This window comes from Compostimonas suwonensis (assembly GCF_002797855.1).
Classification (GTDB): Bacteria; Actinomycetota; Actinomycetes; order Actinomycetales; family Microbacteriaceae; genus Compostimonas; species Compostimonas suwonensis.
On sequence record NZ_PGFB01000004.1, the window covers coordinates 308,484 to 331,087 of the forward strand.

At 70.6% G+C, this 22,604-nt stretch carries 19 protein-coding genes and 1 tRNA gene; 8 read left to right on the forward strand and 12 right to left on the reverse strand.

Annotated features, from left to right (window positions below; genetic code table 11):
• Window positions 1-47 precede the first annotated feature (47 nt).
• Entirely contained in the window at window positions 48-689 is a 642-nt protein-coding gene (locus tag CLV54_RS12540; RefSeq protein ID WP_100345521.1) for a histidine phosphatase family protein, read from the reverse strand.
• A gap of 358 nt (window positions 690-1,047) precedes the next feature.
• Between CLV54_RS12540 and CLV54_RS12545 the strand changes: the two genes are divergently transcribed.
• The 3 genes from CLV54_RS12545 (at window position 1,048) to CLV54_RS12555 (ending at window position 4,246) form a co-directional block, all read left to right on the forward strand.
• Entirely contained in the window at window positions 1,048-2,058 is a 1,011-nt protein-coding gene (locus CLV54_RS12545) for an ATP-binding cassette domain-containing protein (protein ID WP_100345313.1), read from the forward strand.
• The gene (locus CLV54_RS12550) at window positions 2,055-2,891 is read left to right on the forward strand and encodes an ABC transporter permease (RefSeq protein WP_211294542.1); all 837 of its coding nucleotides are present in this window, start codon (window positions 2,055-2,057) and stop codon (window positions 2,889-2,891) included. The genes CLV54_RS12545 and CLV54_RS12550 overlap by 4 nt, the downstream gene beginning before the upstream one ends.
• Window positions 2,892-2,980: 89 nt before the next feature.
• The gene (locus CLV54_RS12555; RefSeq protein ID WP_100345314.1) at window positions 2,981-4,246 is read left to right on the forward strand and encodes a TetR/AcrR family transcriptional regulator; all 1,266 of its coding nucleotides are present in this window, start codon (window positions 2,981-2,983) and stop codon (window positions 4,244-4,246) included.
• Window positions 4,247-4,320: 74 nt separating this feature from the next.
• Here the strand turns inward: CLV54_RS12555 and prmC are convergent, their stop codons facing one another.
• Window positions 4,321-5,217 carry a peptide chain release factor N(5)-glutamine methyltransferase gene (gene prmC, locus CLV54_RS12560; RefSeq protein WP_100345315.1) on the reverse strand — a complete coding sequence of 299 codons (897 nt, stop codon included), beginning with the start codon at window positions 5,215-5,217 and terminating at the stop codon, window positions 4,321-4,323.
• Window positions 5,218-5,339: 122 nt separating this feature from the next.
• Between prmC and cysK the strand changes: the two genes are divergently transcribed.
• Window positions 5,340-6,278 carry a cysteine synthase A gene (cysK, locus tag CLV54_RS12565; RefSeq protein WP_100345316.1) on the forward strand — a complete coding sequence of 313 codons (939 nt, stop codon included), beginning with the start codon at window positions 5,340-5,342 and terminating at the stop codon, window positions 6,276-6,278.
• Between the two features lie 17 nt (window positions 6,279-6,295).
• Complete coding sequence (epsC, locus tag CLV54_RS12570; RefSeq protein WP_100345317.1) at window positions 6,296-6,898, forward strand: serine O-acetyltransferase EpsC; 603 nt, start codon at window positions 6,296-6,298, stop codon at window positions 6,896-6,898.
• A 187-nt stretch (window positions 6,899-7,085) separates the two neighbouring features.
• Here epsC and prfA read toward each other — a convergent pair whose 3' ends face one another.
• The 8 genes from prfA to argS all read right to left on the reverse strand — a co-directional run bounded on the left by prfA (window position 7,086) and on the right by argS (window position 18,427).
• Window positions 7,086-8,162 carry a peptide chain release factor 1 gene (prfA, locus tag CLV54_RS12575; RefSeq protein ID WP_100345318.1) on the reverse strand — a complete coding sequence of 359 codons (1,077 nt, stop codon included), beginning with the start codon at window positions 8,160-8,162 and terminating at the stop codon, window positions 7,086-7,088.
• 103 nt (window positions 8,163-8,265) lie between these two features.
• Window positions 8,266-10,677 (reverse strand): transcription termination factor Rho, encoded by a 2,412-nt coding sequence (rho, locus tag CLV54_RS12580; RefSeq protein WP_100345319.1) that lies wholly within the window; start codon window positions 10,675-10,677, stop codon window positions 8,266-8,268.
• Window positions 10,678-10,937: 260 nt separating this feature from the next.
• Window positions 10,938-11,885: a homoserine kinase gene (gene thrB, locus CLV54_RS12585; RefSeq protein WP_100345320.1), complete on the reverse strand. Its 948-nt coding sequence runs from the start codon at window positions 11,883-11,885 to the stop codon at window positions 10,938-10,940.
• A complete protein-coding gene (gene thrC, locus CLV54_RS12590; protein ID WP_100345321.1) occupies window positions 11,882-12,958 on the reverse strand; it encodes a threonine synthase in 1,077 nt (358 codons plus the stop codon). The genes thrB and thrC overlap by 4 nt, the downstream gene beginning before the upstream one ends.
• Window positions 12,958-14,301, reverse strand: a complete 1,344-nt coding sequence (locus CLV54_RS12595) for a homoserine dehydrogenase (protein WP_100345322.1) — start codon at window positions 14,299-14,301, stop codon at window positions 12,958-12,960. Before CLV54_RS12595 ends, thrC begins: the two co-directional genes overlap by 1 nt.
• Window positions 14,298-15,749 (reverse strand): diaminopimelate decarboxylase, encoded by a 1,452-nt coding sequence (gene lysA / locus CLV54_RS12600; RefSeq protein ID WP_100345323.1) that lies wholly within the window; start codon window positions 15,747-15,749, stop codon window positions 14,298-14,300. The genes CLV54_RS12595 and lysA overlap by 4 nt, the downstream gene beginning before the upstream one ends.
• A 168-nt stretch (window positions 15,750-15,917) precedes the next feature.
• On the reverse strand, window positions 15,918-16,682 hold the full coding sequence (locus tag CLV54_RS12605) for an LmeA family phospholipid-binding protein (protein ID WP_100345324.1): 765 nt from the start codon (window positions 16,680-16,682) through the stop codon (window positions 15,918-15,920).
• Between the two features lie 8 nt (window positions 16,683-16,690).
• Window positions 16,691-18,427, reverse strand: coding sequence for an arginine--tRNA ligase (gene argS / locus CLV54_RS12610; protein WP_100345523.1), 1,737 nt, complete (start codon window positions 18,425-18,427; stop codon window positions 16,691-16,693).
• A gap of 200 nt (window positions 18,428-18,627) precedes the next feature.
• Between argS and CLV54_RS12615 the strand changes: the two genes are divergently transcribed.
• Window positions 18,628-19,227 carry an iron ABC transporter ATP-binding protein gene (locus tag CLV54_RS12615; RefSeq protein WP_100345325.1) on the forward strand — a complete coding sequence of 200 codons (600 nt, stop codon included), beginning with the start codon at window positions 18,628-18,630 and terminating at the stop codon, window positions 19,225-19,227.
• A gap of 18 nt (window positions 19,228-19,245) precedes the next feature.
• On the opposite strand, the gene CLV54_RS12620 is transcribed toward CLV54_RS12615, so the two are convergent.
• A complete protein-coding gene (locus CLV54_RS12620) occupies window positions 19,246-20,046 on the reverse strand; it encodes a transglutaminase-like domain-containing protein (protein ID WP_100345326.1) in 801 nt (266 codons plus the stop codon).
• 97 nt (window positions 20,047-20,143) lie between these two features.
• On the opposite strand from CLV54_RS12620, the gene CLV54_RS12625 reads away from it, so the two are divergent.
• A tRNA-Arg gene (locus CLV54_RS12625) sits at window positions 20,144-20,218 on the forward strand.
• A 322-nt stretch (window positions 20,219-20,540) separates the two neighbouring features.
• The gene (locus CLV54_RS12630) at window positions 20,541-21,341 is read left to right on the forward strand and encodes an alpha/beta hydrolase (RefSeq protein WP_100345327.1); all 801 of its coding nucleotides are present in this window, start codon (window positions 20,541-20,543) and stop codon (window positions 21,339-21,341) included.
• Between the two features lie 162 nt (window positions 21,342-21,503).
• Here CLV54_RS12630 and CLV54_RS12635 read toward each other — a convergent pair whose 3' ends face one another.
• Window positions 21,504-22,577, reverse strand: a complete 1,074-nt coding sequence (locus tag CLV54_RS12635) for a VIT1/CCC1 transporter family protein (RefSeq protein WP_100345328.1) — start codon at window positions 22,575-22,577, stop codon at window positions 21,504-21,506.
• Window positions 22,578-22,604 lie beyond the last annotated feature (27 nt).

Here is a 22,604-nt window from a genome sequence, read left to right on the forward strand (position 1 = left end):
CGGCACCCATGATAGTTGAGTATCTTGCCCGCTCGCCGAGCACTCGGTCAGGGTGCGAGGTTCCAGTGCGTGATGACCCTCGTGTCGTGCTCGTAGCCGAGCTCGCTCACGGAGCCGGTGCCGAGCGCGAGCAGCGCGCCGCCCACGGCGGGCAGGCCGAGCCACCGGGCCGCGAGGATGCGCAGCACGTGCCCGTGGGCGACGAGCAGCACATCGTCGCCGCGCTCGAGCACGGGTGAGATTCGGGCGAGCACGGCGTCGGCCCGCTCCCCCACGGCCTCGGCGGTCTCGCCGGGCCGCGGGCTCCCGTCGGTGCCGGCCCGCCAGATCGTCCAGTCCGATCCGTACTCCTCGGCGATCTGCGCGCTCGTGAGGCCCTCGTAGGGGCCGTAGTCCCACTCCACGAGATCGGCGTCGGTCTCTGCCCCCGCCCCCGCCTCGCCGTCACCGAAACCGGCGAGCCGCGCCGTCATCCTGGCCCGCTCGAGGGGACTCGAGAGCACCAGGCCGAAGCTGCGACCCGCGACCATCGTGCCGGCGCCGCGGGCCTGCCGTTCGCCGAGCTCGGTCAGGTGGATGTCGCTGAGACCCGTGTGCCGGCCGTCCCGGCTCCACTCGGTCTCGCCGTGCCGCACGAGCACAACGCGTGCCGCGGTGCCCTCCGAGCCCCGAGCGGCCTTCTGGACCACCTCGTGAACCGCCTCTTGAACCGCGCCTTCGCCGATCACGTCCGCTCCCCTGTGCCCGTTGTGCCGTCTGTGTTGTGCCCGACCGTCTCCAGCCCGTGTATCGCGCCGGTGCCGTCCGTCGTGTCCGAGCGTAGACGGTGGGAAACGTCGCCCGGAGCCGCGACATTCCCTGCGGCGTCCTCCGCGGCATCCCCGTGCGCTTCCCCGGCGAGAAAAATTATTGCGTATACCGCACACTGTGTGTAACGTACACTGCGTACAACATAAACAGCGTATGGCATAAGCAGTTCGAGATCACCATCCCGCTCCATCGCTCACCACCGCCCACCACCGCACTCACGAAAGGATCGGCCACCCCATGACCGCACAGACCGGGCTCAGCGGGGCCCCCGTGCTCATCGCACGCGGCCTCCGCAAGTCCTACGGCTCGCACCACGTGCTCGCCGGCATCGACATGACCGTCGACCGCGGCGAGATCTTCGCACTCCTGGGGCCCAACGGCGCCGGAAAGACGACGACCGTCAACATCCTGACGACCCTCATCCGCCCCGACGCCGGCAGCGCGCGCATCGCCGGGGTCGACCTGATCGCGAACCCGCGGCGCGCCCGCGAGGTCATCAGCCTCACGGGCCAGTACGCCTCGGTCGACGACTTCCAGACCGGCGAGGAGAACCTCAGGATGATGGCGAAGCTCGCGCACCTCGATCGGGCCGACGCCAAGCGCCGGATCGCCGAGCTCATCGAGCGCTTCGACCTCGTCGACGCGGCCGGACGGCGCGCCGGAACCTACTCGGGAGGCATGCGCCGCCGTCTCGACCTCGCCATCAGCCTGCTCGCCGAGCCGCCCGTCGTCTTCCTCGACGAGCCCACGACCGGGCTCGACCCCCGCAGCCGCGCCGACATGTGGGCGGTCGTGCGCGACCTCGCCACGACCGGCACGACGATCATCCTGACGACCCAGTACCTCGAGGAGGCCGACCAGCTGGCCGACCGCGTCGCTGTGCTCGACGACGGCAGGATCATCGCCGAGGGCACCCCCGAGCAGCTCAAACAGCGGGTGAGCGGCGAGCACATCCGCCTGACCCTCGAGAACGCGGGCCAGTTCCAGCTCGCACGCCGGGCAGACTTCGGCCACGGCGCCGTGTTCGACGTCGACGAGCTGAGCGTGCTCGTGCCCGCCGACGACAACGTGCAGACCATGCGCGAGCTGCTCGCGACGACAGCCCGCCACGAGCTCGCGGTGAGCGCCATCGAGATCGTCAAGCCGTCGCTCGACGACGTGTTCCTCGCCCTCACGGGCCAGCCGACCGCAGGCGGCGGGGCCTCCGCCCCGGGCGCCCCGCGCGAGAACGAGGAGGTCGCGGCATGAGCGCCACCATCACCGCGGGAGGCGCAGGAGCCGGCACCGGCAGTCTCGCGCCCCGTCCGCGTGCGCGGACGCCGCGCCGGCTGAGCGCCATCGGCGACGTGTCGGCGATGTCCGGCCGCGAGTTCCGCCGCACCATCCGCAGTGTCGACGCCCTCGTGACGGCCCTCGCGATCCCCGTCTCGATCATGCTCGTCTTCGTCGTCGTCTTCGGCGGCGCCATCCAGCAGGACGGCGGGTACATCGACTACGTCGTGCCCGGAACGCTCATCCTCTGCGCGGGATTCGGCTCGGCGTCCACCGCCATCGCCGTCGCGCAGGACATGACGACGGGCACGATCGACAGGTTCAAGACCCTGCCGATCTACGGGGCCTCGGTGCTCGTCGGGCACGTGCTCGCGAGCGTCATGCGCAACCTCGTCGCGAGCGCGCTCGTGATCGGGGTGGCCCTCGCCCTCGGCTTCCGCCCGAGCGCCGACCTCGGCTCCTGGGTGCTCGCGATCCTCTTCCTGAGCCTCGTGATCGTCGCGATGACCTGGGTCGCCTGCGCGGCCGGCCTCGTGCTGAGCGTCGACGCCGCCGGCAGCATCAACTTCGTCTTCCTCTTCCTGCCCTACCTCAGCACGGGCTTCGTCGAAGTCGACACGATGCCCGAGTGGCTGCGCGGCTTCGCCGAGTACCAGCCCTACACGCCCATCATCGAGACGCTGCGCAGCCTCCTGACGGGAAGCCCGATGGGCGGCTACGGCTGGCAGGCGATCGCCTGGCTGCTCGGCCTGCTCGTCGTCGGCTACGTGTGCGCCTCGGTGACCTTCCGCCGCCGCACCGCCCGCTGATCAGGGGAACGCGACCGCACTGCGCCACGACCGGCGGATGTCGCGGGCCCGCCGCCCGCGACATCCGCTGCTTCTAGGATGGACACCGAATGAACGAGACCCCGGGCGAACGGCCGGGGACCGAGATCGAGGAGGCGAGCGTCGTGACCGATTCCGCCGATTCCGCCGTTCCCACTGATTCCGCCGGCTCCGCAGTCACGGCGGACCCGGCCGAGCCCGTCGACCCCGTCGAGGAGGGCCTCATCCCGCACGCGGTCGCCGTGAGCTGGGGGGTCGCGGCCTTCCCGCAGAAGGGCCCCAAGCGCGAGCTCACGATCGAGCGCATCGTCGACGCGGCCATCTCGATCGCCGACGACGACGGACTGGGCGCCGTCTCGATGAGCAGGGTCGCGCAAGACCTCGGCTTCACGACGATGTCGCTCTACCGCTACGTGAGCGCCAAAGACGACCTCCTGACGCTTATGGAGGACGTCGGCCTCGGGCCCGCTCCCCGCCGCACCGACCCCGTCGCGCGCCCGGCCTCGGCGTCGGGCGGCACGGGCTGGCGCGAGGGTCTGCAGGAATGGGCCGCCGCCATCCTCGGCGTGTACGGCCGGCATCCGTGGCTGCTCGACATCCCCGTGCGCGCGGCGCCGATGACCCCCAACAACCTGAGCTGGCTCGACTGGGGGCTGCAGGAGCTCGCGGGAACCCCGCTGAGCGACCAGGAGAAGCTCATGACCGTGCTCCTGGTGAGCGGCTACACCCGATGGCAGGGCGCGCTCATCCGCGACATGGGACTCGACTCGTTCGATGCCCAGACGCAGATCCAGGAAGCCGACGTGACCTACGACCGCGTGCTGCGCACCCTGGTCACGGAGGATCGCTTCCCGACACTCGGGCCCATGGTACAGGCGGGGCTCTTCGACCCTCGGCTCGAGCAGGATCCTTTCGCCTACGGCCTCGACCGGGTGCTCGACGGCGTGCAGTTCAGCATCGACCACCACGAGGAGGTCGAGGTCCACCGCATCCAGCCGGCGGGCTCCCCTGCCGATCCCCGCCCCGACTCCCCCGCCGCGCCGCCCGCTGGCGCACGGATCCCCTCCGTGAGCGAGCAGGCCCTCGACGACGAGAAGTTCCGCGCCCGGCTCGCGGCAGAGGCCGAGCGCCGGGCGACGGAGGAGCGCAAACGGCGTGCCGAAGCCGCCCAGCGCGAAGAGGAGCTGCGCAAGCGGATCCTCGCGAAGGAGCAGCGCCGCATCGAGGCGGATGCCCGGCGCGCCGCCACCGCGGCCGCCAAGGAGCAGCGCCAGCGCGAGGCACTCGCCCGTCAGGCGCTCAAGGCGCAGCTGCGCGGGGAAGAGCCGCCGGCCTGAGCTTCGGCGATCGACGCAGTCCGCGCGGTCGGCGCAGCGCCTGCCGGCGCAGCAGCCCTGCCGGCGCAGCGCTCTCAGCGCAGCGCGGTCGTCGTGCGGTCGCGCAGAGTGAGATCGCGGTGAGTCGCCGTCGCCGACCAGCCGTCGGCCTCGAGAAGCGCACGGATGCCGGCACCCTGCGCCTCGCCGTGCTCGATCACGAGGGCGCCCCCCGCGACCAGCAGCCGCCGGGCGGTGCGCGAGACCCCGCGGATGACGTCGAAGCCGTCCTCGCCCCCGTAGAGCGCGTGCGCGGGGTCGAAGAGCCGAACCTCCGGGTCGCGCGGCACGGCGTCCTGCGGGATGTACGGAGGGTTCGAGACGACGACCGAGACGGTGCCGTCGAGGTCGTGCAGCGCGTTCTCCAGGTCGTCGAAGACCATCCGGAGGTTGGGGGCCGCGATCGCGTCGGCGTTCCGGCGGGCCCAGATGAACGCCTCCGGGGAGTTCTCGACGGCGACGACGCGCGCGTGCGGCACCTCGGTGGCCATCGCGAGGGCGATCGCGCCGCTGCCCGTGCCCAGGTCGACGCCGATCGGCTCGGGCGAGGAGGTCGCGTACAGGGCGTCGATCGCGATCTGCGCGACGCCCTCCGTCTCGGGGCGGGGCACGAAGACCCCGGGGCCGACGGCGAGCTCGAGGGAACGGAACGGTGCGAGACCCGTGATGTGCTGCAGCGGCTCGCGGGTCGCGCGGCGTTCGACGAGAGAGCGGATGGTCGCGGCATCCGTCTCGGAGACGGGCGCGGCCGTGATCGCGAGCGCCTGCACCTCCCCCCTGCGCCTGTCGAGCACGTGCCCGATGAGCAGCTCGGCGTCGACGGAGGGATCGGCGATCCCGGCGCGGCCGAGCAGCGCGACGGCGTCGTCGCGCAGGGCGGCGACCGTGGGCACTGCGGCGGGGGGCTCTGAGGCGGGGGGCGCTGAGGTCATAAGAAGGATTCGCGCGGGGAACCGTCACGGAAGGGGGTCGTAACGTGAGCCGCCCGACGAGCCTAGCGGTAATAGGCTGGACCGGTATCCCCGCGGTTGTTTTCGACTCGAAGAAGGTCACAGTGTCCGGTCAGATCTATTCCGACGTCACCGAGCTCGTCGGCAGAACCCCCCTCGTGCGCATCAACCGCCTCACGGCCGGGCTCGATGCGACCGTGCTCGCGAAGCTCGAGTTCTACAACCCGGCGTCGAGCGTGAAGGACCGCATCGGGGTCGCGATCGTCGACGCCGCGGAGGCCTCGGGCGAGCTCAAGCCCGGTGGCACGATCGTCGAGGGCACGAGCGGCAACACGGGCATCGCCCTCGCGCTCGTCGGCGCGGCCCGCGGCTACAAGGTGATCCTGACCATGCCGGAGACCATGAGCAAGGAGCGCCGCGTGCTGCTGCGCGCCTACGGCGCCGAGATCGTGCTCACGCCCGGTGCCGACGGCATGCGCGGCGCGGTCGAGAAGGCCAAGGAGATCGTCGCGAGCACCGAGAACGCGATCTGGGCCAGGCAGTTCGAGAACCCGGCCAACCCCGCGATCCACCGCGCGACAACGGGCGAGGAGATCTGGGCCGACACCGACGGCGCCGTCGACATCTTCGTGGCCGGCATCGGCACGGGCGGCACCATCACCGGAGCGGGAGGTCTGCTCAAGGAGCGCAAGCCCGGCGTGCAGGTCATCGCCGTCGAGCCCATCGACTCCCCCATCCTGAGCGGCGGAGCCCCCGGTCCGCACAAGATCCAGGGCCTCGGCGCGAACTTCGTGCCCGATATCCTCGACCGCACGGTCTACGACGAGGTCATCGACGTGAGCCTGCAGGACTCCGTGAGCACCTCGCGCAGGCTCGCGACCGACGAGGGCATCCTCGGCGGCATCTCCTCGGGTGCCGCGATGTGGGCAGCCCTCGAGGTCGCCAAGCGACCGGAGAACGCCGGCAAGACGATCGTCGTGGTCATCCCCGACTTCGGCGAGCGTTACATCTCGACCGTGCTCTACGAAGACCTGATCGACTGACCAGCGGGCTCCCCGGCATGAGCGTGCTCTCCCGCGTGCGGGAAGACGTCGCCAACGTGCGCCGTCACGATCCCGCGGCGCGCACCCCCGCCGAGGTCGTGCTCGGCTACTCCGGCCTGCACGCGATCTGGGCGTATCGCGTCGCACGGCGCTGGTGGCGGGCTCCCGGCCTCAAGCTCCCGGCGCGGCTGCTCTCGCAGTTCGCGCGCTTCCTCACGGGTGTGGAGATCCACCCCGGCGCGCGCATCGGTCGGCGCTTCTTCATCGACCACGGCATGGGCGTCGTGATCGGCGAGACGGCCGTGGTCGGCGATGATGTGCTGATCTACCACGGTGTGACACTGGGCGGCAAGAGCAGAGGGCGGGGCAAGCGGCATCCGACCCTCGGCGACGGCGTCGTCGTCGGCGCGGGCGCCCAGGTGCTCGGCGACATCACGATCGGGGCGGGATCGACGATCGGCGCGAACGCCGTCGTCGTGCACGACGCACCCGCCGGCTCGGTGCTCGTGGGCATCCCCGCACGCGACAGACGGGCACGAGCGGATGCCGCACCCGCCGCCGACGCGAACGCCTCACAGGACCGTGACGACGCCTGGCTCGACCCCGCGATCTACATCTGACCCGCGCCCTCACCTCACCTCACCTCACCCCGCCTCACCCCGCCTCACCTCACCTCACCTCAAAACGACGGAGATTCCGCCGAAATGTGGCGCAAAAGGGCGCAGAACGGCAGAATCGGGCGAAATCTCCGTCGTTTTGAGTGAGGTTTGAGGGGGAAGAGGGAAGGGAAGAGCAGATGCGGGCGGGCTACTGGTCGCCGATGTGGGCGAGCCGGGCCTCCTCGTCGGCCTGGATGGCCGACTCGATGAGCGGGCCGAGTGCGCCGTTCATGACCTGGTCGAGGTTGTACGACTTGTAGCCCGTGCGGTGGTCGGCCACGCGGTTCTCGGGGAAGTTGTAGGTGCGGATGCGCTCCGAGCGGTCCATGGTGCGGATCTGGCTCTTGCGCGCGTCGCTCGCGACTGCGGCCTGCTCCTCCTGCTGACGCGCGAGGATGCGGGCGCGCAGCACGCGCATGCCGGCCTCGCGATTCTGCAGCTGGCTCTTCTCGTTCTGCATCGAGACGACGATGCCGGTCGGGAGGTGCGTGATGCGCACGGCCGAGTCGGTGGTGTTGACGGACTGGCCGCCGGGGCCGCTCGAGCGGTAGACGTCGATCTTGAGGTCGTTCTGGTTGATCTCGACCTCTTCGGGCTCGTCGACCTCGGGGAAGACGAGCACACCCGTCGTCGAGGTGTGGATGCGGCCCTGCGACTCGGTCACGGGCACCCGCTGCACGCGGTGCACGCCGCCCTCGTACTTGAGGTGCGCCCAGACTCCCTGCGAGGGGTCGGGAGAGTTGCCCTTGATGGCGAGCTGCACGTCTTTGTAGCCGCCCAGGTCGCTGTCGGTGAAGTCGAGCAGCTCGGTCTTCCAGCCGCGGGACTCCGCGTAGTGCGTGTACATACGCAGGAGGTCGGCGGCGAAGAGCGCGCTCTCGGCGCCGCCCTCGCCGCCCTTGATCTCCATGATGACGTCGCGGCCGTCGTCGGGGTCGCGCGGGATGAGCAGCCGGCGCAGCTTCTCCTGGGCGGTCTGCAGCTGCTCCTCGAGCTGCGGGACCTCCTCGGCGAAGGCCTCGTCGTCTTTCGCCAGCTCGCGGGCGGCCTCCAGATCGTCGCCGAGCTGGGTCCAGCGCTCGTAGGCCGACTTGATCTGGCTGAGCTCCGCGTACCGGCGGTTGATCTTCTTGGCGCGCGCGGCATCCGCGTGCACGGCAGGGTCAGCGAGCTGCTCCTGCAGGTCTTCGTGCTCGTCGAGCAGCACCTTCACCGATTCGAACATGCGTCCAGCTCCCGTCTCGTCCCGTCACCGTGTCGAGAGTGGAGGGATGTTCGAGGGCTCCCGCGGTACCGGCCACTCTCGAACCGGTGCGGAAGCCCTCGCGCTAGTGGTCTTTGTCGTGACCGTTGGCGCCGGGAGTCGGCATGGACTTCTGCACCTGCATGAGGAACTCGACGTTGCTCGAGGTCTCCTTGAGACGGCCGAGCACGATCTCGAGCGCCTGCTGCTGCTCGAGGCCCGCGAGGGCACGACGCAGCTTCCAGGTGATCTTGACCTCGTCGGCGCCCATGAGCATCTCCTCACGGCGGGTGCCGGAGGCGTTCACGTCGACCGCGGGGAAGATGCGCTTGTCGGCGAGCTGACGCGAGAGGCGCAGCTCCATGTTGCCGGTGCCCTTGAACTCCTCGAAGATGACCTCGTCCATCTTGGAGCCGGTCTCGACGAGAGCCGAGGCGAGGATCGTGAGCGATCCCCCGTGCTCGATGTTGCGGGCGGCTCCGAAGAAGCGCTTGGGCGGGTAGAGCGCCGAGGCGTCGACACCACCGGAGAGGATACGACCGGATGCCGGCGCGGCCAGGTTGTAAGCGCGCCCCAGACGGGTGATCGAGTCGAGCAGCACGACGACGTCGTGGCCGAGCTCGACGAGGCGCTTGGCACGCTCGATGGCGAGCTCGGCGACCGTCGTGTGGTCTTCGGCGGGGCGGTCGAAGGTCGAGGCGATGACCTCGCCCTTGACTGTGCGCTGCATGTCGGTGACCTCTTCGGGTCGCTCGTCGACGAGCACGACCATGAGGTGGACCTCGGGGTTGTTGATCGCGATCGCGTTGGCGATCTGCTGCATCACGATCGTCTTGCCGGCCTTGGGGGGCGCGACGATGAGGCCGCGCTGGCCCTTGCCGATCGGCGCGACGAGGTCGATGATGCGCTGCGTCAGCTTGCCGGGCTCCGTCTCGAGGCGCAGGCGCTCCTGCGGGTAGAGCGGGGTGAGCGCGCCGAACTCGACACGGTTGGCGGCCTCTTCGAGAGGAAGGCCGTTGATCGAGTCGATCTTGACGATCGCGTTGTACTTCTGGCGGCCGTTGCTGTCGCCCTCACGCGGCTGGCGGATGGAGCCGACGACGGCGTCACCCTTGCGCAGGTTGTACTTCTTGACCTGGCCGAGCGAGACGTAGACGTCGTTCGAGCCGGGCAGGTAGCCGCTCGTGCGCACGAAGGCGTAGTTGTCGAGCACGTCGAGGATGCCGGCGACGGGGATGAGCACGTCGTCTTCGGTGATCTCGGGCTCGAACTCCTCGGTTCCGCCCTGGCCACGACGCTTGCGGTCGCGGAACCGGTTGCGGCCGCGGCCACCGCGCTCGTCGTCCTGATCGAGGCGGTTGTCGCGGGCGTTGTCGCGGGACTCGGCCTGCTGCTGACGCTCGGAGTTGCGCTCGTTCTGCTGCTGGCGCTCGTTCTGCTGACGTCCGCCCTGGCGGTCGTTCTGCTGCTGACGGTCGTTCTGCTGACGGTCGCCCTGCTGCTGACGATCCGCGTTGCGGTCGTTCTGCTGCTGACGCTCGCCCTGCTGACGCTCGTTCTGCTGACGCTCGGCCGGCTGGCGGTCGTTCTGCTGACCCTGCTGACGGTCGCCCTGCTGCTGACGCTCGCCCTGACGGTCGCCGTTGCGCTCGTTGCGGTTGCGGTTGCGGCCACGACCCTGACGGGGCTCGGATGCCGCGTCCTGCGCGTCATCGGACTCCGTGGGCTCTGCGGGCTCTGCGTTCTCGGGCGCCTCCCCCGCGTCGGCCGGAGCCTCGGCGGGAAGCTCGAGCTCGGCCTGGGCGGACTCGGCATCGGCAGCCTGCGCTGCACGGTTGCCACGGCCACGACCCTGACCACGGGCGTTGCGGCGGGGCGCGGCCTCGGTGGCCGGTGCCTCGTCGGCCGGTGCGGCGTCGGTCGAGGCCGCCTCGGCCGGTGCGACCTCGGTCTGTGCAGCGGCGGGCTCGGCCAGGGCGGGAGTCGCGGCATCCTGGCTCGAAGCGGGCACGAGGGCCTGCTCGGGCACGAGGCTGTCGACACCGGTTCCGCCGGTCACGTTGATGTGGGAGGACGCCGAGACGGCGCCGCCCGTGCTGGCCCGGCGGGAGGCGCGACGCTTGGGCGCACCCTGTGCGGGGGCCTCGACGTCCGGCGCGTCCGGCGCGGACGCCTCGGCAGCCGGAGCGTCGACGACGGGCGCCTCGGTGGAGGCTGCATCGACCGCTACCTCGACGGGCGTCGTCGCCTCATCGGGTGCGATCGCAGCAGGCGCGTCGCCTGTCGCCTCGTCTGTTGCGGCTCCGCTGTCACGAGTCTCGGAGATGGCATCCACGAGTTCTCCTTTACGAAGTTTTGACGCGCCGACGACGCCCAGGGAGGCCGCGAGAGCTTGGAGCTCCGAGACCCGCATGGACGTGAGTTCTGCGCGGAATTCCGCGCCTGTGGCGCGAATGTTGACATCAGTCACTGAAAGAGGATTCCTTCCGCCTGGCATGCAACTCTGGTGCAATGCCAGGAGAGCCGATCGCGACGGCTACACGCCTCGCGAGTTCTGATCCACGCGACGCAGGTGGATGTACGACAGTACAGCCACACAAGCAAGTGCGATTACGGTGAATATCTGGAAAGTGACCCGGAGACCAGATTCGCTCGTTACGCGGTTTCTTCCGGGTGCGACAAAAGCTTAGCACTGTTGCGGAGGTTCACAGGACAGCGTGCGGCCGGAGTGTTCACAAGCTCGGCCGGCCAGCTCGCTCAGCCGACCAGGGCGTCCGCGACGCTTACCGTCGCGCCCTTGAAGTCGACCGCGAGCATCAGCGCCTGCCACCGGGTGTCCGAGGCGGAGGCGACGAGCTCGGCGGCCGGGATGCGCTGACCCGGGTCGCTCGCTAGCACGAGGATCGAGGGGCCTGCACCCGAGACCACGGCCGGGAAGCCGTTCTCGCGCAGCAGCGCGATGAGGCGGTTCGTCTCCGGCATGGCCGAGGCGCGGTAGTTCTGGTGCAGCTTGTCCTCCGTGGCCGCGAGCAGCAGCTCGGGGCTCTGGATGAGCGCCGCGATGAGCAGCGCCGACCGGGAGACGTTGAAGACGGCGTCCTCGTGGGGCACCGACTGCGGCTGCAGGCTGCGGGCGAGCGCCGTCGACATCACGTGCTCGGGCACGAAGACGAGCGGCGAGACGCCGCGGTGCACCATGAGCCTCTTGTGCTGCGGGCCCTCCGGGGTGACCCAGGCGATCGTGAGCCCGCCGAAGAGCGCGGGCGCGACGTTGTCGGGGTGCCCCTCCATCTCGGTGGCGAGCGCCAGGAGAGCCGTCGAGTCGATGTCGACGATGCCCTCGAGCAGCCCCTTGGCCGCGACGATGCCGGAGACGATGGCCGCACCCGACGAGCCCATGCCCCGGCCGTGCGGGATCGAGTTGCGCGCCACGAGGTCGAGGCCCGGCAGCTCGAGGCCGTAGTGGGCGAAGGTGTGGGCGATGGCCGTGACGACGAGGTTGCTCTCGTCGGTGGGAACCTCGCCGGCGCCCACCCCGATGACGTCGACCGTGGCGCCCGGCTGCTCGCGAACGGTCACGGTGAGCTCGTCGTAGAGGGCGAGGGCCAGGCCGAGGGTGTCGAATCCCGGGCCCAGGTTCGCCGTCGTCGCGGGAACCTTGACGGTGACGCTGCGCCCCGGGCGCAGCGCCGCTACCGCGCTCATGCGCCCGTGAGTCCCAGCACGGACGCGACCTCGGTGGTGTCCGCAGCGACGATCGTCGGCTGCACGTCGCTGCCGTCGGCGGTGCGCAGAGCCCACGAGGGGTCTTTGAGCCCGTGGCCGGTCACGGTGAGCACAACGGTCGCGCCGGCCGGGATCTGGCCGGCCTCCGCGCGCTCGAGCAGGCCGGCGACGCTGATCGCGGAGGCCGGCTCGACGAAGACGCCGACCTCGGCCGAGAGGATGCGGTGCGCCTCGAGGATCTTGGCGTCGTCGATCGCGCCGAAGTAGCCGTCGGTCTCCTCGCGGGCGGCGAGGGCGAGCTCCCACGACGCGGGGTTGCCGATGCGGATGGCGCTCGCGATCGTGTCGGGGTCTTTCACGATGTGACCGAGCACGATGGGCGCGCTGCCCGCTGCCTGGAAGCCGAACATACGCGGGAGCCGGTTGGTCGCGCCGCGGTCGGCCTCCTCGCGGTAGCCGCGCGAGTAGGCCGTGTAGTTGCCGGCGTTGCCGACGGGCACGATGTGGATGTCGGGGGCGTCGCCGAGCACCTCGACGACCTCGAACGCGGCCGTCTTCTGGCCTTCGATGCGATCGGGGTTCACGGAGTTGACGAGGTGCACGGGGTAGTTCGCCGCGAGGTCGCGGGCGATGTCGAGGCAGTCGTCGAAGTTGCCGCGCACCTGCAGCAGCTGCGCGTTGTGCGCGATGGCCTGGCTGAGCTTGCCCATCGCGATCTTGCCCTCGGGCACGAGCACGGCGGCTGTGATGCCCGCGTGCGTCGCGTAGGCCGCGGCACTCGCGGAGGTGTTGCCGGTGGATGCGCAGATGACGGCCTTGGCGCCGTGCTCGAGCGCCTTCGAGATCGCCATCGTCATACCGCGGTCTTTGAACGAGCCCGTGGGGTTCATGCCCTCGAACTTCACGAAGACGCGGGCCCCCGTGCGGGCCGAGAGGGCCGGCGCGGGGATGAGCGGGGTGCCGCCCTCCCCCAGGGTCACGATCGGGGTGGCATCCGAAATGTTCAGACGGTCAGCATACTCACGCAGCACACCTTGCCATTGCTTGGCCATCAGGCTCCTTCAACTCTCAGAACGGATGCGACGGAGGTCACCACTTCGTTGGCCGCAAGGGCGGCGACCGTGGCAGCGAGGGCGGCCTCGGGTGCCTCGTGCGTTCCGATCACCAGGGTAGCGCCACGAGCCGGGGACTCTCGAACCGGGGTGGCCTCCCCGCCCAGCGAACGGGGCGTGGACTGCTCGACGACCTCGACCGAGACGCCGTGATCGCTGAAGACCCCGGCGATCCGCGCGAGCACTCCGGGCTCGTCGGCCACCTCGAGGCTCACCTGGTAGCGGGTGAGCACCGAGCCGATGTCGAGCACGGGGATGTCGGCGTGGGTCGACTCGGCGACGCCGGGGCCGCCGACGACGTGCCGGCGCGCGGCCGAGACGAGGTCGCCGAGCACGGCCGAGGCCGTCTGCGGGCCGCCGGCGCCCGCGCCGTAGAACATCAGGTCGCCCGCGTTCTCGGCCTGCACGAAGACGGCGTTGTTGGCCCCGTGCACGGCGGCGAGAGGATGCTTGCGCGAGACGAGCGCGGGATAGACGCGGGCCGAGACCCCGTCTCTGCCCGTCGCGGGGTCGAGGATGCGCTCGCAGATCGCGAGCAGCTTGACGACGTAGCCGGCCTTGCGGGCCGAGTCGATCTGCTCCTTCGTGATGCCCTCGATGCCCTCGCGGTAGACCGCGTCGTGCGGAACGCTCGTGTGGAAGGCGAGGCTCGCAAGGATGGCGGCCTTCTGCGCGGCGTCGTAGCCGCCGATGTCGGCCGTCGGGTCGGCCTCGGCGTAGCCCAGCGCGGTCGCGGCGGCGAGCGCGGACTCGAGGTCGTCGCCCTCCGTGTCCATCCGGTCGAGGATGTAGTTGGTCGTGCCGTTGACGATGCCGAGGATGCGGTTCACCCGGTCGCCCGCGAGGCTGTCGCGCAACGGGCGGATGATGGGGATCGCGCCCCCGACGGCCGCCTCGTAGTAGAGCTGCGCGCCCACCTGCTCGGCGGCGGCGAAGAGCTCGGGGCCGTGGGTGGCGAGCAGCGCCTTGTTGGCGGTCACGACGTCGGCGCCCGAGTTGATCGCCTGCAGCAGGTAGCTGCGGGCGGGCTCGATGCCGCCGATGAGCTCGATGACGACGTCGGCGCCGAGGATGAGCGTCTGCGCGTCGGTTGTGAAGAGGTGTCGGGGAAGGTCGACGTCGCGTCTCGCGTCGACGTCGCGCACAGCGATGCCGACGAGCTCGATGCGGGTGCCCGCCCGGCTCGCGAGCTCGTCGCCGTGTTCGAGCAGCTGCTTGGCGACCTGGGAGCCGACCGAGCCCGCGCCCAGAAGCGCGACCCTCAGTGTGCGGTACTCGATCATGACTCTCCTCCGATTCCGGCGTCGCGGGAGAGCAGATCGGCTTCCGTCTCCCCGCGTACGATGACTCGCGCCTCGCCGCCGCGCACGGCGACGACGGGCGGGCGGCCCAGGTAGTTGTAGTTGCTCGCGAGCGACCAGCAGTAGGCGCCCGTGGCGGGCACGGCCGCGAGATCGCCGGCCGCGACATCCGACGGCAGGTAGTCGGCGTAGACCAGGATGTCGCCGCTCTCGCAGTGCTTGCCGGCGAGCCGCACGAGCGCCGGGCCGGCCTGCGACACCCGGTTGGCGAGGCGCACCGAGTAGTCGGCGCCGTAGAGCGCCGGGCGGGCGTTGTCGCTCATGCCGCCGTCGACGCTCACGTAGCGGCGCACGGCGGTCTGCGCGGGCTCCTGCTCCGGGCCCGGCTCCCCCGACCCCGGCACGGTCACGACGACGTCTTTGATCGTGCCGATCGTGTAGAGCGTCACCGTCGACGGCCCCACGATCATCCGGCCCGGCTCGAAGGCGACGACGGGAACCGGGATCGCCAGGCGGGCGCACTCCGATGCGACGATCGCGGCGATGCGCTCGGCGAGCTCCGCCACGGGTGTGGGGTCGTCGGCCTCGGTGTAGGCGATGCCGAAACCGCCGCCCAGGTTGAGCTCGGGGATCTCGCCGCCGGCGAGCAGGCGGGCGTGCGCACCGAGGATGCGCGCCGCCGACTCCGCGAAGCCGTCGCTCCCGAAGATCTGCGAGCCGATGTGGCAGTGCAGCCCCAGGAAGCGCAGGCTCTCGTGGCCGCGGATGAGGGCCACGGCTTCGTCGACCGTCTCGAGGGAAAGGCCGAACTTCTGGTCTTCGTGAGCCGTCGCCAGGAAGTCGTGGGTGTGGGCGTGCACGCCGCTGTTGACCCGCAGGCGCACGGGCTGCACACGACCGTGCCGGCTCGCGGCATCCGCGACCCGCTCGATCTCGGCGATGCTGTCGAGAACGATCGCGCCGACGCCCACGCTCACACAGCGGTCGATCTCGGCGAGCGACTTGTTGTTGCCGTGCATGCCCAGCCGGCCGGGGTCGACGCCCGCCGCGAGGGCCACGGCGAGCTCGCCGCCGCTGCAGACGTCGATGTTGAGGCCGGCTGCGGTCACCCAGCGCGCGATCTCGGTGGAGAGGAAGGCCTTGCCCGCGTAGTAGACCGTGGCGGTCGTGCCGATCGCCGCGAAGCTCCTGTCGAAGGCCTCCCGGGTCTCGAGCGCGCGGGAGCGCACGTCGTCTTCGTCGACGACGTAGACGGGTGTTCCGAAACGCTCGGCCAGCTCGGATGCCGCGACTCCGGCGATCAGCAGCTGCCCGTCGTCTGCACGGCCGGCGTTGCGCGGCCAGACGGAGGGCGCGAGCGCGTTGGGGTCTTCCGGCAGGCTGAGCCAGTCGGGTGCGAGCGGGCTCGCGGCTGTGGGCGTGTGGGCCACGGGAGAAAACCTCACGGGATGGGGTCGAGTGGGAGTCTCACTGTGTGGCGAGCGGACCCGGATTGGCCCCTGAAGCCAGTGAAAGTGCGGTACCGCGAGTCTACCGAGAACGTATGCCGCGATCCGAATCCGTTACGCGGTCGTGCCGCGACCGCGAGCCCGCGAAGGTCAGCCGCAGCTGCCCGTCGAGGTCGCCCACTCCTGCGTGAGCACGACGTCGCTCGCCTCGAGGGTGAGCGTCGCCTGCTCGGGCGCGATGTCGATGCCGGTCACTCCGACACCGGGCGGCAGATACTGCGCCACGCACACCGGGATCGGGTCGGAGCCGACGACCGTCGACACGAGCCGGCTCAGGTCGATGTCGGCCGAGCCCGCGGTGAGGCTCACGTTCTGCGGCGCGAGCAGGATCTCGTCGCCGGCCGCCGTCGGGGTCGCCTCCACGCGGATGCCGAGGTCGAGGCCGAGGAAGTTCACCGTCGTGTCGTAGCTGAGGCTCTGGTCGCCGAGCTGCACCGCCGATGTCGCATCGGGAACCTGCACGAGCCTGTTGAGGTTCGCGGCATCCACCGTGATCGTGCCGGTCACCTCGCCCACCGGCTTCTCGAGGTCGGTGGGCACGTTCCTGCCCACGACCGAGACATCGGCGAGCACGCCGTCGATGGTGAGGTCGGGCGCGCTGACCGTGACCTCGTCGAGGTGGCCGGTGAGCAGCTGCGCGATGACGGACACTCCCCCGAGCTGCACCGACACGTCGGCCGCGACACCCTCCGGCAAGCGGCTCTCGATCTGGCTGGCGGCCTCGTTCTGGGCGACGCCCCGCACGACCGCGTCGGCGATGAAGTAGCCGCCGACGAGGATGACGACGAGGCTCACGAGGATGACGATGCCCGCGACGCGTCCTCGCGAGCGGGGTCGTTCGGGCGCCTCCGTCATCCTCCGGCTCACATCCTCTCGGGAGCCGTGACGCCGAGCAGGCCCAGCCCGTTGCGGATGACCTGTCCTGTCGCGTCGTTGAGCCACAGCCTGCTGCGGTGCACGTCGGTCACGGGCTCGTCGCCCACGGGCGTCACCCGGCAGTTGTCGTACCAGCGGTGGTAGTCGCCGGCGACCTCTTCGATGTAGCGCGCGACGCGGTGCGGCTCGCGCAGCTCGGCGGCCTGGCGCACGACCCGCGGGAACTCGGCGAGCGCGCCCAGCAGGATGCTCTCCGTCTCGTGGTCGAGCAGCGAGGCGTCGAAGACGCTGCGGTCGACGCCGACGGATGCCGCGTTCCGCGCGACCGACTGCGTGCGTGCGTGCGCGTACTGCACGTAGAAGACGGGGTTGTCGTTGGTGCGCTTGGTGAGCAGGTCGAGGTCGATGTCGAGCTGCGAGTCGGCGGAGGAGCGCACGAGGGCGTAGCGCGCGGCATCCACGCCCACGGCGTCGACGAGGTCCTCCATCGTTACGACCGTGCCGGCCCGCTTGCTCATCCGCTGCGGCACGCCGTCGCGCAGCAGGGTCACGAGCTGGCCGATGAGGATCTCGAGGTTCACGTACGGCGTGTCGCCGAACGCCGCCGTCATCGCCATGAGCCGGCCCACGTAGCCGTGGTGGTCGGCGCCGAGCATGATGAGGTTGCGCTCGAAGCCGCGTTCGCGCTTGTCGAGGTAGTAGGCGAGGTCGCCGGCGATGTAGGCCGCGTTGCCGTCGCTCTTGATGATGACGCGGTCTTTGTCGTCGCCGAACTCGGTCGTGCGCAGCCAGACCGCTCCGTCTTTCTCGAAGATGTGGCCGGCGTCGCGCAGGCGGGCGACGGCGCGCTCGACGGCCTGCGAGTCGTGCAGGGAGTTCTCGTGGAAGTAGACGTCGAAGTCGACGCCGAAGTCGTGCAGGCTCTGGCGGATGTCGCCGAACATGAGCTCCACGCCGATCGAGCGGAAGACCTCCTGCTTCTCCTCGGCGGGCAGCGAGGCGAGCTCGGCCGCGCCGTCGGCCGCGACCCTCTCCGCGTAGGCCGCGACGACGCGGTCCGTGATGTCGGAGATGTACTGGCCGCCGTAGCCGTCCTCCGGTGTCGGCTGCCCCTCGTAGCTCGCGAGCAGGCTGCGGGCGAAGCGGTCGATCTGCTCGCCGTGGTCGTTGAAGTAGTACTCGCGTGTCACGAGGGCGCCCTCGGCCTGCAGGATGCGGGCGAGGCTGTCGCCCACGGCGGCCCAGCGCACGCCGCCGATGTGGATGGGGCCCGTCGGGTTCGCCGAGACGAACTCGAGGTTCATCGTCACGCCCGCGTAGAGGTCGCCCGTGCCGTACTCGGGCCCGGCCTCGACGATGGCGTGGGCGAGCTGGCCGGCGGCTGCGGCATCCAGGCGGATGTTGATGAAGCCGGGGCCGGCGATGTCGACGGATGCCACGCCCTCGAGCTTCTCGAGACCGCTCGCGAGCTCGGCCGCGACCTCGCGGGGGTTCGCTCCGAGCGGCTTGGCGATGCGCATGGCGATGTTCGACGCCCAGTCGCCGTGCTCGCGGTTCTTGGGCCGCTCGAGCACGACGGAGGCCGGGTCGATGACGAGCGGGGCGATCCGCTCGCCGCCCGCCGCCGTGTCCGCCTCAATGCCCGCTTCCGCGCCCGCGCGTCGACGCTCGACCAGGGAGGCCACGAGGTCGTAGAGGACGCTGGAGAGTTCTGCAGGAGTCACGGGGAGCCATCCTATCGCGAGGGCGACGACGGCCCGGGCGGCACGATCCGCGTCGGTTCCATGAACGCTCCGCGGACTCTGCACGAGTCCCGGCGTCCGTTCAAGAAACGGTTGCTAAGGTCGTGCTCACAGACAGAAAACCCTCCCCGAACAACGCAGGAAGGCCTGGTTCCGCCGTGTCGTCTCTCCACGCTCGCGCCATGCGTGCCGGTCTCGTCGCATTCACCACCGTCGCCGTTCTCGCGACCCTGGCGGCGTGCACGAGCGATCCCGTCTCGACGGTGAAGCCGACGAAGGTCGCGAGCGAGACGCCCGCCGCGGATCCGAGCGAGACGCCCACCACGACGCCCACGCCGACGGAGGATCCCGGCATCCCCGTGACGATCGCGTGTGATCAGCTGCTGACCCCCGACGACGTCTACGCCTTCAACCCCAACTTCGGCACCCAGCCCGACTACGCGCCCGCGGAGGGCAGCTCGGCCGCCGAGATCGTCGCGGCCCAGGGCCTCTCCTGCGGCTGGCTCAACCAGACGAGCGGCGACACGATCTCGGCCTCGGTCGGCCAGTTCGGCGACCCCCACCTCGAGTCGCTCAAGAACACGATGGTCATGGAGAGCAAGCCGGTTCCCACCTACGGCGACCCGGCCACGATCGAGGGCTACTTCGAGGTCGAGAACGGCGTCGGCCAGGCGAACGTCTTCAGCGGTCCGTACTGGATCTCGATGTCGTCGACGTTCTTCGTCGAGCCGGGCGACGCGCAGCCCCTCGTCGCGGCGGCGCTCGCCAACCTCGGGCAGTAGCGGCAGCAGCAGCAGTAGCTAGGCGGTCCCGTGGTCGTCGCGGGGCAGCTCGCCGGCGACCGTCGCCATGACCTCGAGGCCCACGAGGGTCAGCGCGCCGCCCTGGTGGGTGAGGAAGGCCGCGTCCGCGGCATCCCGGCCCGTCGCGATGCGCACGAGGCTCTGCCGGGGCGCGAGGCGGGTGGAGTCGACGACGTGCCACGCGCCGTCGACGTACGCCTCGGCGACGGCGTGGAAGTCCATGGGAGAGAGCCCGGGGGCGTAGACCGACAGGTAGCGCGCGGGCACGTCGAGCGCCCGCAGCAGCGCGATCGTGAGGTGGGCGAAGTCGCGGCAGACCCCGCGGCGGGCGAGCAGCACGTCGGCGGCGCCATCCGTCGACCCGGTCGACCCCGACTCGTACGCGAGCCGCGCGTGCACCCACTCGCCGACCGCGAGCAGCAGGGGCGGCCCCGTGACTCCGGCGAACTCCGCGGCGGCCGTCGGCAGGAGCAGGTCGGACTCGCAGTAGCGGCTCGGCCGCAGGTATTCGAGCAGCTCGAGCTCGGCGGCATCCCCGACCTGTCGTGCGGTGTGTTCCGCGGTTCCGCCGACCGTCGCCTCGTAGGCCACCCGCACCCGCCCCGCACCGGCGTCGAGCAGCTGCAGCCGCGACCCGTTCGCCGTCACGAGCTCGCGCCAGGCGATCGGCCGCTCCCCGTCGGTGACCTCGATCCGCTCGGCCACGACGCCCTCGTCCCTCCGCACGGCGATCGAGAGGATGAGCTCGGCGGATGACTCGAGCAGGAGGTCGAGGCGGCAGGACACGGTGCGCATCATCCGGCGATCATACGGAGCGATTGTTACAGCCGTCGTCGCGGTCTCGACGCGCTGTCCGGATCAGGGCGGCGCAATGCTAACCTGGATGGGTTCCTTGGCCCCCATAGCTCAGGGGATAGAGCACTGCCCTCCGGAGGCAGGGGCCGCAGTTCGAATCTGCGTGGGGGCACCACCTCACGATCTCTCCAGCCCGTCAGCAGGGGCGGTACACGTCGGATCGGTGATCGACGCGCAGGATGAGCACACGGCTCGACGCGTCGTCGACGGCGCGGAGCTCGCGGAGCGGGGCGCAGGGCCGTGCAGGGGGTTCAGCGCCCCGAACGCTTGCCACCCGGGTCGCGGGCGAGGATGATCGTGCCGAACGGCACCGGTGGTGCCCGCCATCCGATGTTCCCCGAGCTTCTGCTTTCCGTCCATGTTTCCGCACACGCACGCGCCCGTCCCCGCACGTACGCTCGTCCCGCACGATGTCGTGAACCGTTGAAAGGAACACCATGCCCGCACAACCCGTCGTCTTCATCCACGGCCTGTGGCTGCACGCCTCGAGCTGGGAGCCGTGGTTCGATCTGTTCCGCGAACAGGGCTTCGAGCCCGTCGCCCCCGGCTGGCCCCACGAGGCGGCGACGGTCGCCGAGGCCCGCGAGAGGCCCGAGGATGTCGCGAACCTCGGCATCGACGACGTGACGAACCACTTCGCGCAGATCATCTCGGACCTCGAGACCCCGCCCGTCGTCATCGGGCACTCCTTCGGCGGCCTCATCGCCGAGAAGCTGCTCGGCCAGGGCTACGGCAACGCGGCCGTCGCGATCGACCCCGCCCAGATCAAGGGGGTGCTGCCGCTCCCGCTCGCCCAGCTGCGCTCCGGCCTGCCCGCCCTGAGCAACCCGGCCAACCTGCACCGCTCGGTCTCCCTCACCGAGAAGGAGTTCCGCTTCGGCTTCGGCAACGCGCTCAGCGAGGAGGAGTCCTCGGCCCTCTGGGAGAAGTGGACGATCCCCTCCCCCGCACGGCCGCTCTTCCAGGCCGCGACCGCGAACTTCCAGATGCACTCCGAGGCGAAGGTCGCGACCGGCAACGAGGACCGCGGACCGCTCCTGCTCATCTCGGGCACGGCAGACCACACGGTGCCCGATGTGGTGACCGACGCGACCCTCAAGCAGTACCGCGACTCCAACGCCGTGACCGAGCTCATCAAGTTCCACGGCCGGGGCCACTCCCTGACGATCGACAACGGCTGGCGGGATGTCGCGACCGAGATCCTCGTCTGGCTGCGCCAGCAGAACCTCGGCGACTGATCCCCTCCCTCCTTACTCAAAACGACGGACTTTCTGCCGTTTCCGGGCTTTTTCGCACCGAACGGGCCCGAAATGGCGGGAAAGTCCGTCGTTTTGAGTTCAGGCGCTGTGAGGTCAGTCGTCGGGCGGGCGGGAGGGCGAGGGCGGGCGGGAGGCGAGGGCCTAGCCGGCGACCGCCCCGAAGGCGAGGCCGAGCACGTAGGTGACGGCGGCCGCGCCGAAGCCGATCGCGAGCTGGCGCACGGCCCGCTTGAGCGGCGAGGCTCCCGAGAGCACGCCCACGATCGCGCCGGTCACGAGCAGCGCGATGCCGACGAGCACGGCGGCCACGACGACGGCGGCGAGACCCTGCAGACCGAAGAGGTACGGCAGCACGGGGATGAGCGCACCGGAGGCGAAGAAGCAGAAACTCGAGATCGCGGCGCCCCACCCGGTGCCGATGGCCTCGTGCTCGTCGGTCTCACGGGCGGCCGCGGCATCCGCGATCATGGTCGTGTCGAGCGTGCGCAGGGTCTCCTGCGCGCGCTCCTCGGCCTCCTCGTGCGTCATGCCTCGGGCGCGGTAGACGAGGGCGAGCTCGTTGGCGGCGAGATCGAGATCGGGCAGCGCGGCACGGGTGTCGGGGTTCGGCGCCGTCGACTGCAGCAGCTCCAGCTGGGAGCGCACGGAGACGTACTCGCCGGCGCCCATCGAGAGCGCCCCGGCCAGGAGCCCGGCGACGCCGGTCGCGAGGACGACGGAGGTCGGCACACCGGTCGCCCCGATGCCGAGCACGAGCGCGAGGTTGCTGACGAGGCCGTCGTTGGCGCCGAAGACCGCCGCCCGAAAGGTGCCCGAGAGACGGTTGCGGCCTCGTACGGCGAGCCCGCGCACGACCTCTTCGTGGATCTGCTCGTCTGCGGCCATCGCGGGCGTCGCATCGGCGTCGTTCGCGTACGGCGAGCGCGATTCGGCGCGCTGGGCGAGCGCGAGCACGAAGACCGAGCCGAAGCGGCTCGCGAGCCATCCGAGCACCCGGGTGCGCGTGTCCGCCTTGCGGGGCTTGCCCACGTGCGGGCCGAGCAGTTCGAGCCAGTGCGCCTCGTGCCGCGCCTCGGCGTCGGCGAGGGCGAGCAGGATGTCGCGCTCCTCGCCCTCGCGGCGCTTGGCGAGCTCGCGGTAGACGTGCGCCTCTGCACGCTCGTCGGCCAGGTACTGCCGCCATCGACGGATGTGGGCTGGGCTGGGCTGGGCCATGGTGGTCCTCCGGTTCAGGGCCTGTCG

What these genes read in the sequence shown, in the direction of transcription:
- CLV54_RS12545 (WP_100345313.1), top strand. Translation starts at nt 1,048, where the DNA reads ATGACCGCACAGACCGGGCTCAGCGGGGCCCCCGTGCTCATCGCACGC.
- CLV54_RS12550 (WP_211294542.1), top strand. Translation starts at nt 2,055, where the DNA reads ATGAGCGCCACCATCACCGCGGGAGGCGCAGGAGCCGGCACCGGCAGT.
- CLV54_RS12555 (WP_100345314.1), top strand. Translation starts at nt 2,981, where the DNA reads ATGAACGAGACCCCGGGCGAACGGCCGGGGACCGAGATCGAGGAGGCG.
- prmC (WP_100345315.1), bottom strand. Translation starts at nt 5,217, where the DNA reads ATGACCTCAGCGCCCCCCGCCTCAGAGCCCCCCGCCGCAGTGCCCACG.
- epsC (WP_100345317.1), top strand. Translation starts at nt 6,296, where the DNA reads ATGAGCGTGCTCTCCCGCGTGCGGGAAGACGTCGCCAACGTGCGCCGT.
- prfA (WP_100345318.1), bottom strand. Translation starts at nt 8,162, where the DNA reads ATGTTCGAATCGGTGAAGGTGCTGCTCGACGAGCACGAAGACCTGCAG.
- rho (WP_100345319.1), bottom strand. Translation starts at nt 10,677, where the DNA reads ATGCCAGGCGGAAGGAATCCTCTTTCAGTGACTGATGTCAACATTCGC.
- thrB (WP_100345320.1), bottom strand. Translation starts at nt 11,885, where the DNA reads ATGAGCGCGGTAGCGGCGCTGCGCCCGGGGCGCAGCGTCACCGTCAAG.
- thrC (WP_100345321.1), bottom strand. Translation starts at nt 12,958, where the DNA reads ATGGCCAAGCAATGGCAAGGTGTGCTGCGTGAGTATGCTGACCGTCTG.
- CLV54_RS12595 (WP_100345322.1), bottom strand. Translation starts at nt 14,301, where the DNA reads ATGATCGAGTACCGCACACTGAGGGTCGCGCTTCTGGGCGCGGGCTCG.
- CLV54_RS12605 (WP_100345324.1), bottom strand. Translation starts at nt 16,682, where the DNA reads ATGACGGAGGCGCCCGAACGACCCCGCTCGCGAGGACGCGTCGCGGGC.
- CLV54_RS12615 (WP_100345325.1), top strand. Translation starts at nt 18,628, where the DNA reads ATGCGTGCCGGTCTCGTCGCATTCACCACCGTCGCCGTTCTCGCGACC.
- CLV54_RS12620 (WP_100345326.1), bottom strand. Translation starts at nt 20,046, where the DNA reads ATGATGCGCACCGTGTCCTGCCGCCTCGACCTCCTGCTCGAGTCATCC.
- CLV54_RS12630 (WP_100345327.1), top strand. Translation starts at nt 20,541, where the DNA reads ATGCCCGCACAACCCGTCGTCTTCATCCACGGCCTGTGGCTGCACGCC.
- CLV54_RS12635 (WP_100345328.1), bottom strand. Translation starts at nt 22,577, where the DNA reads ATGGCCCAGCCCAGCCCAGCCCACATCCGTCGATGGCGGCAGTACCTG.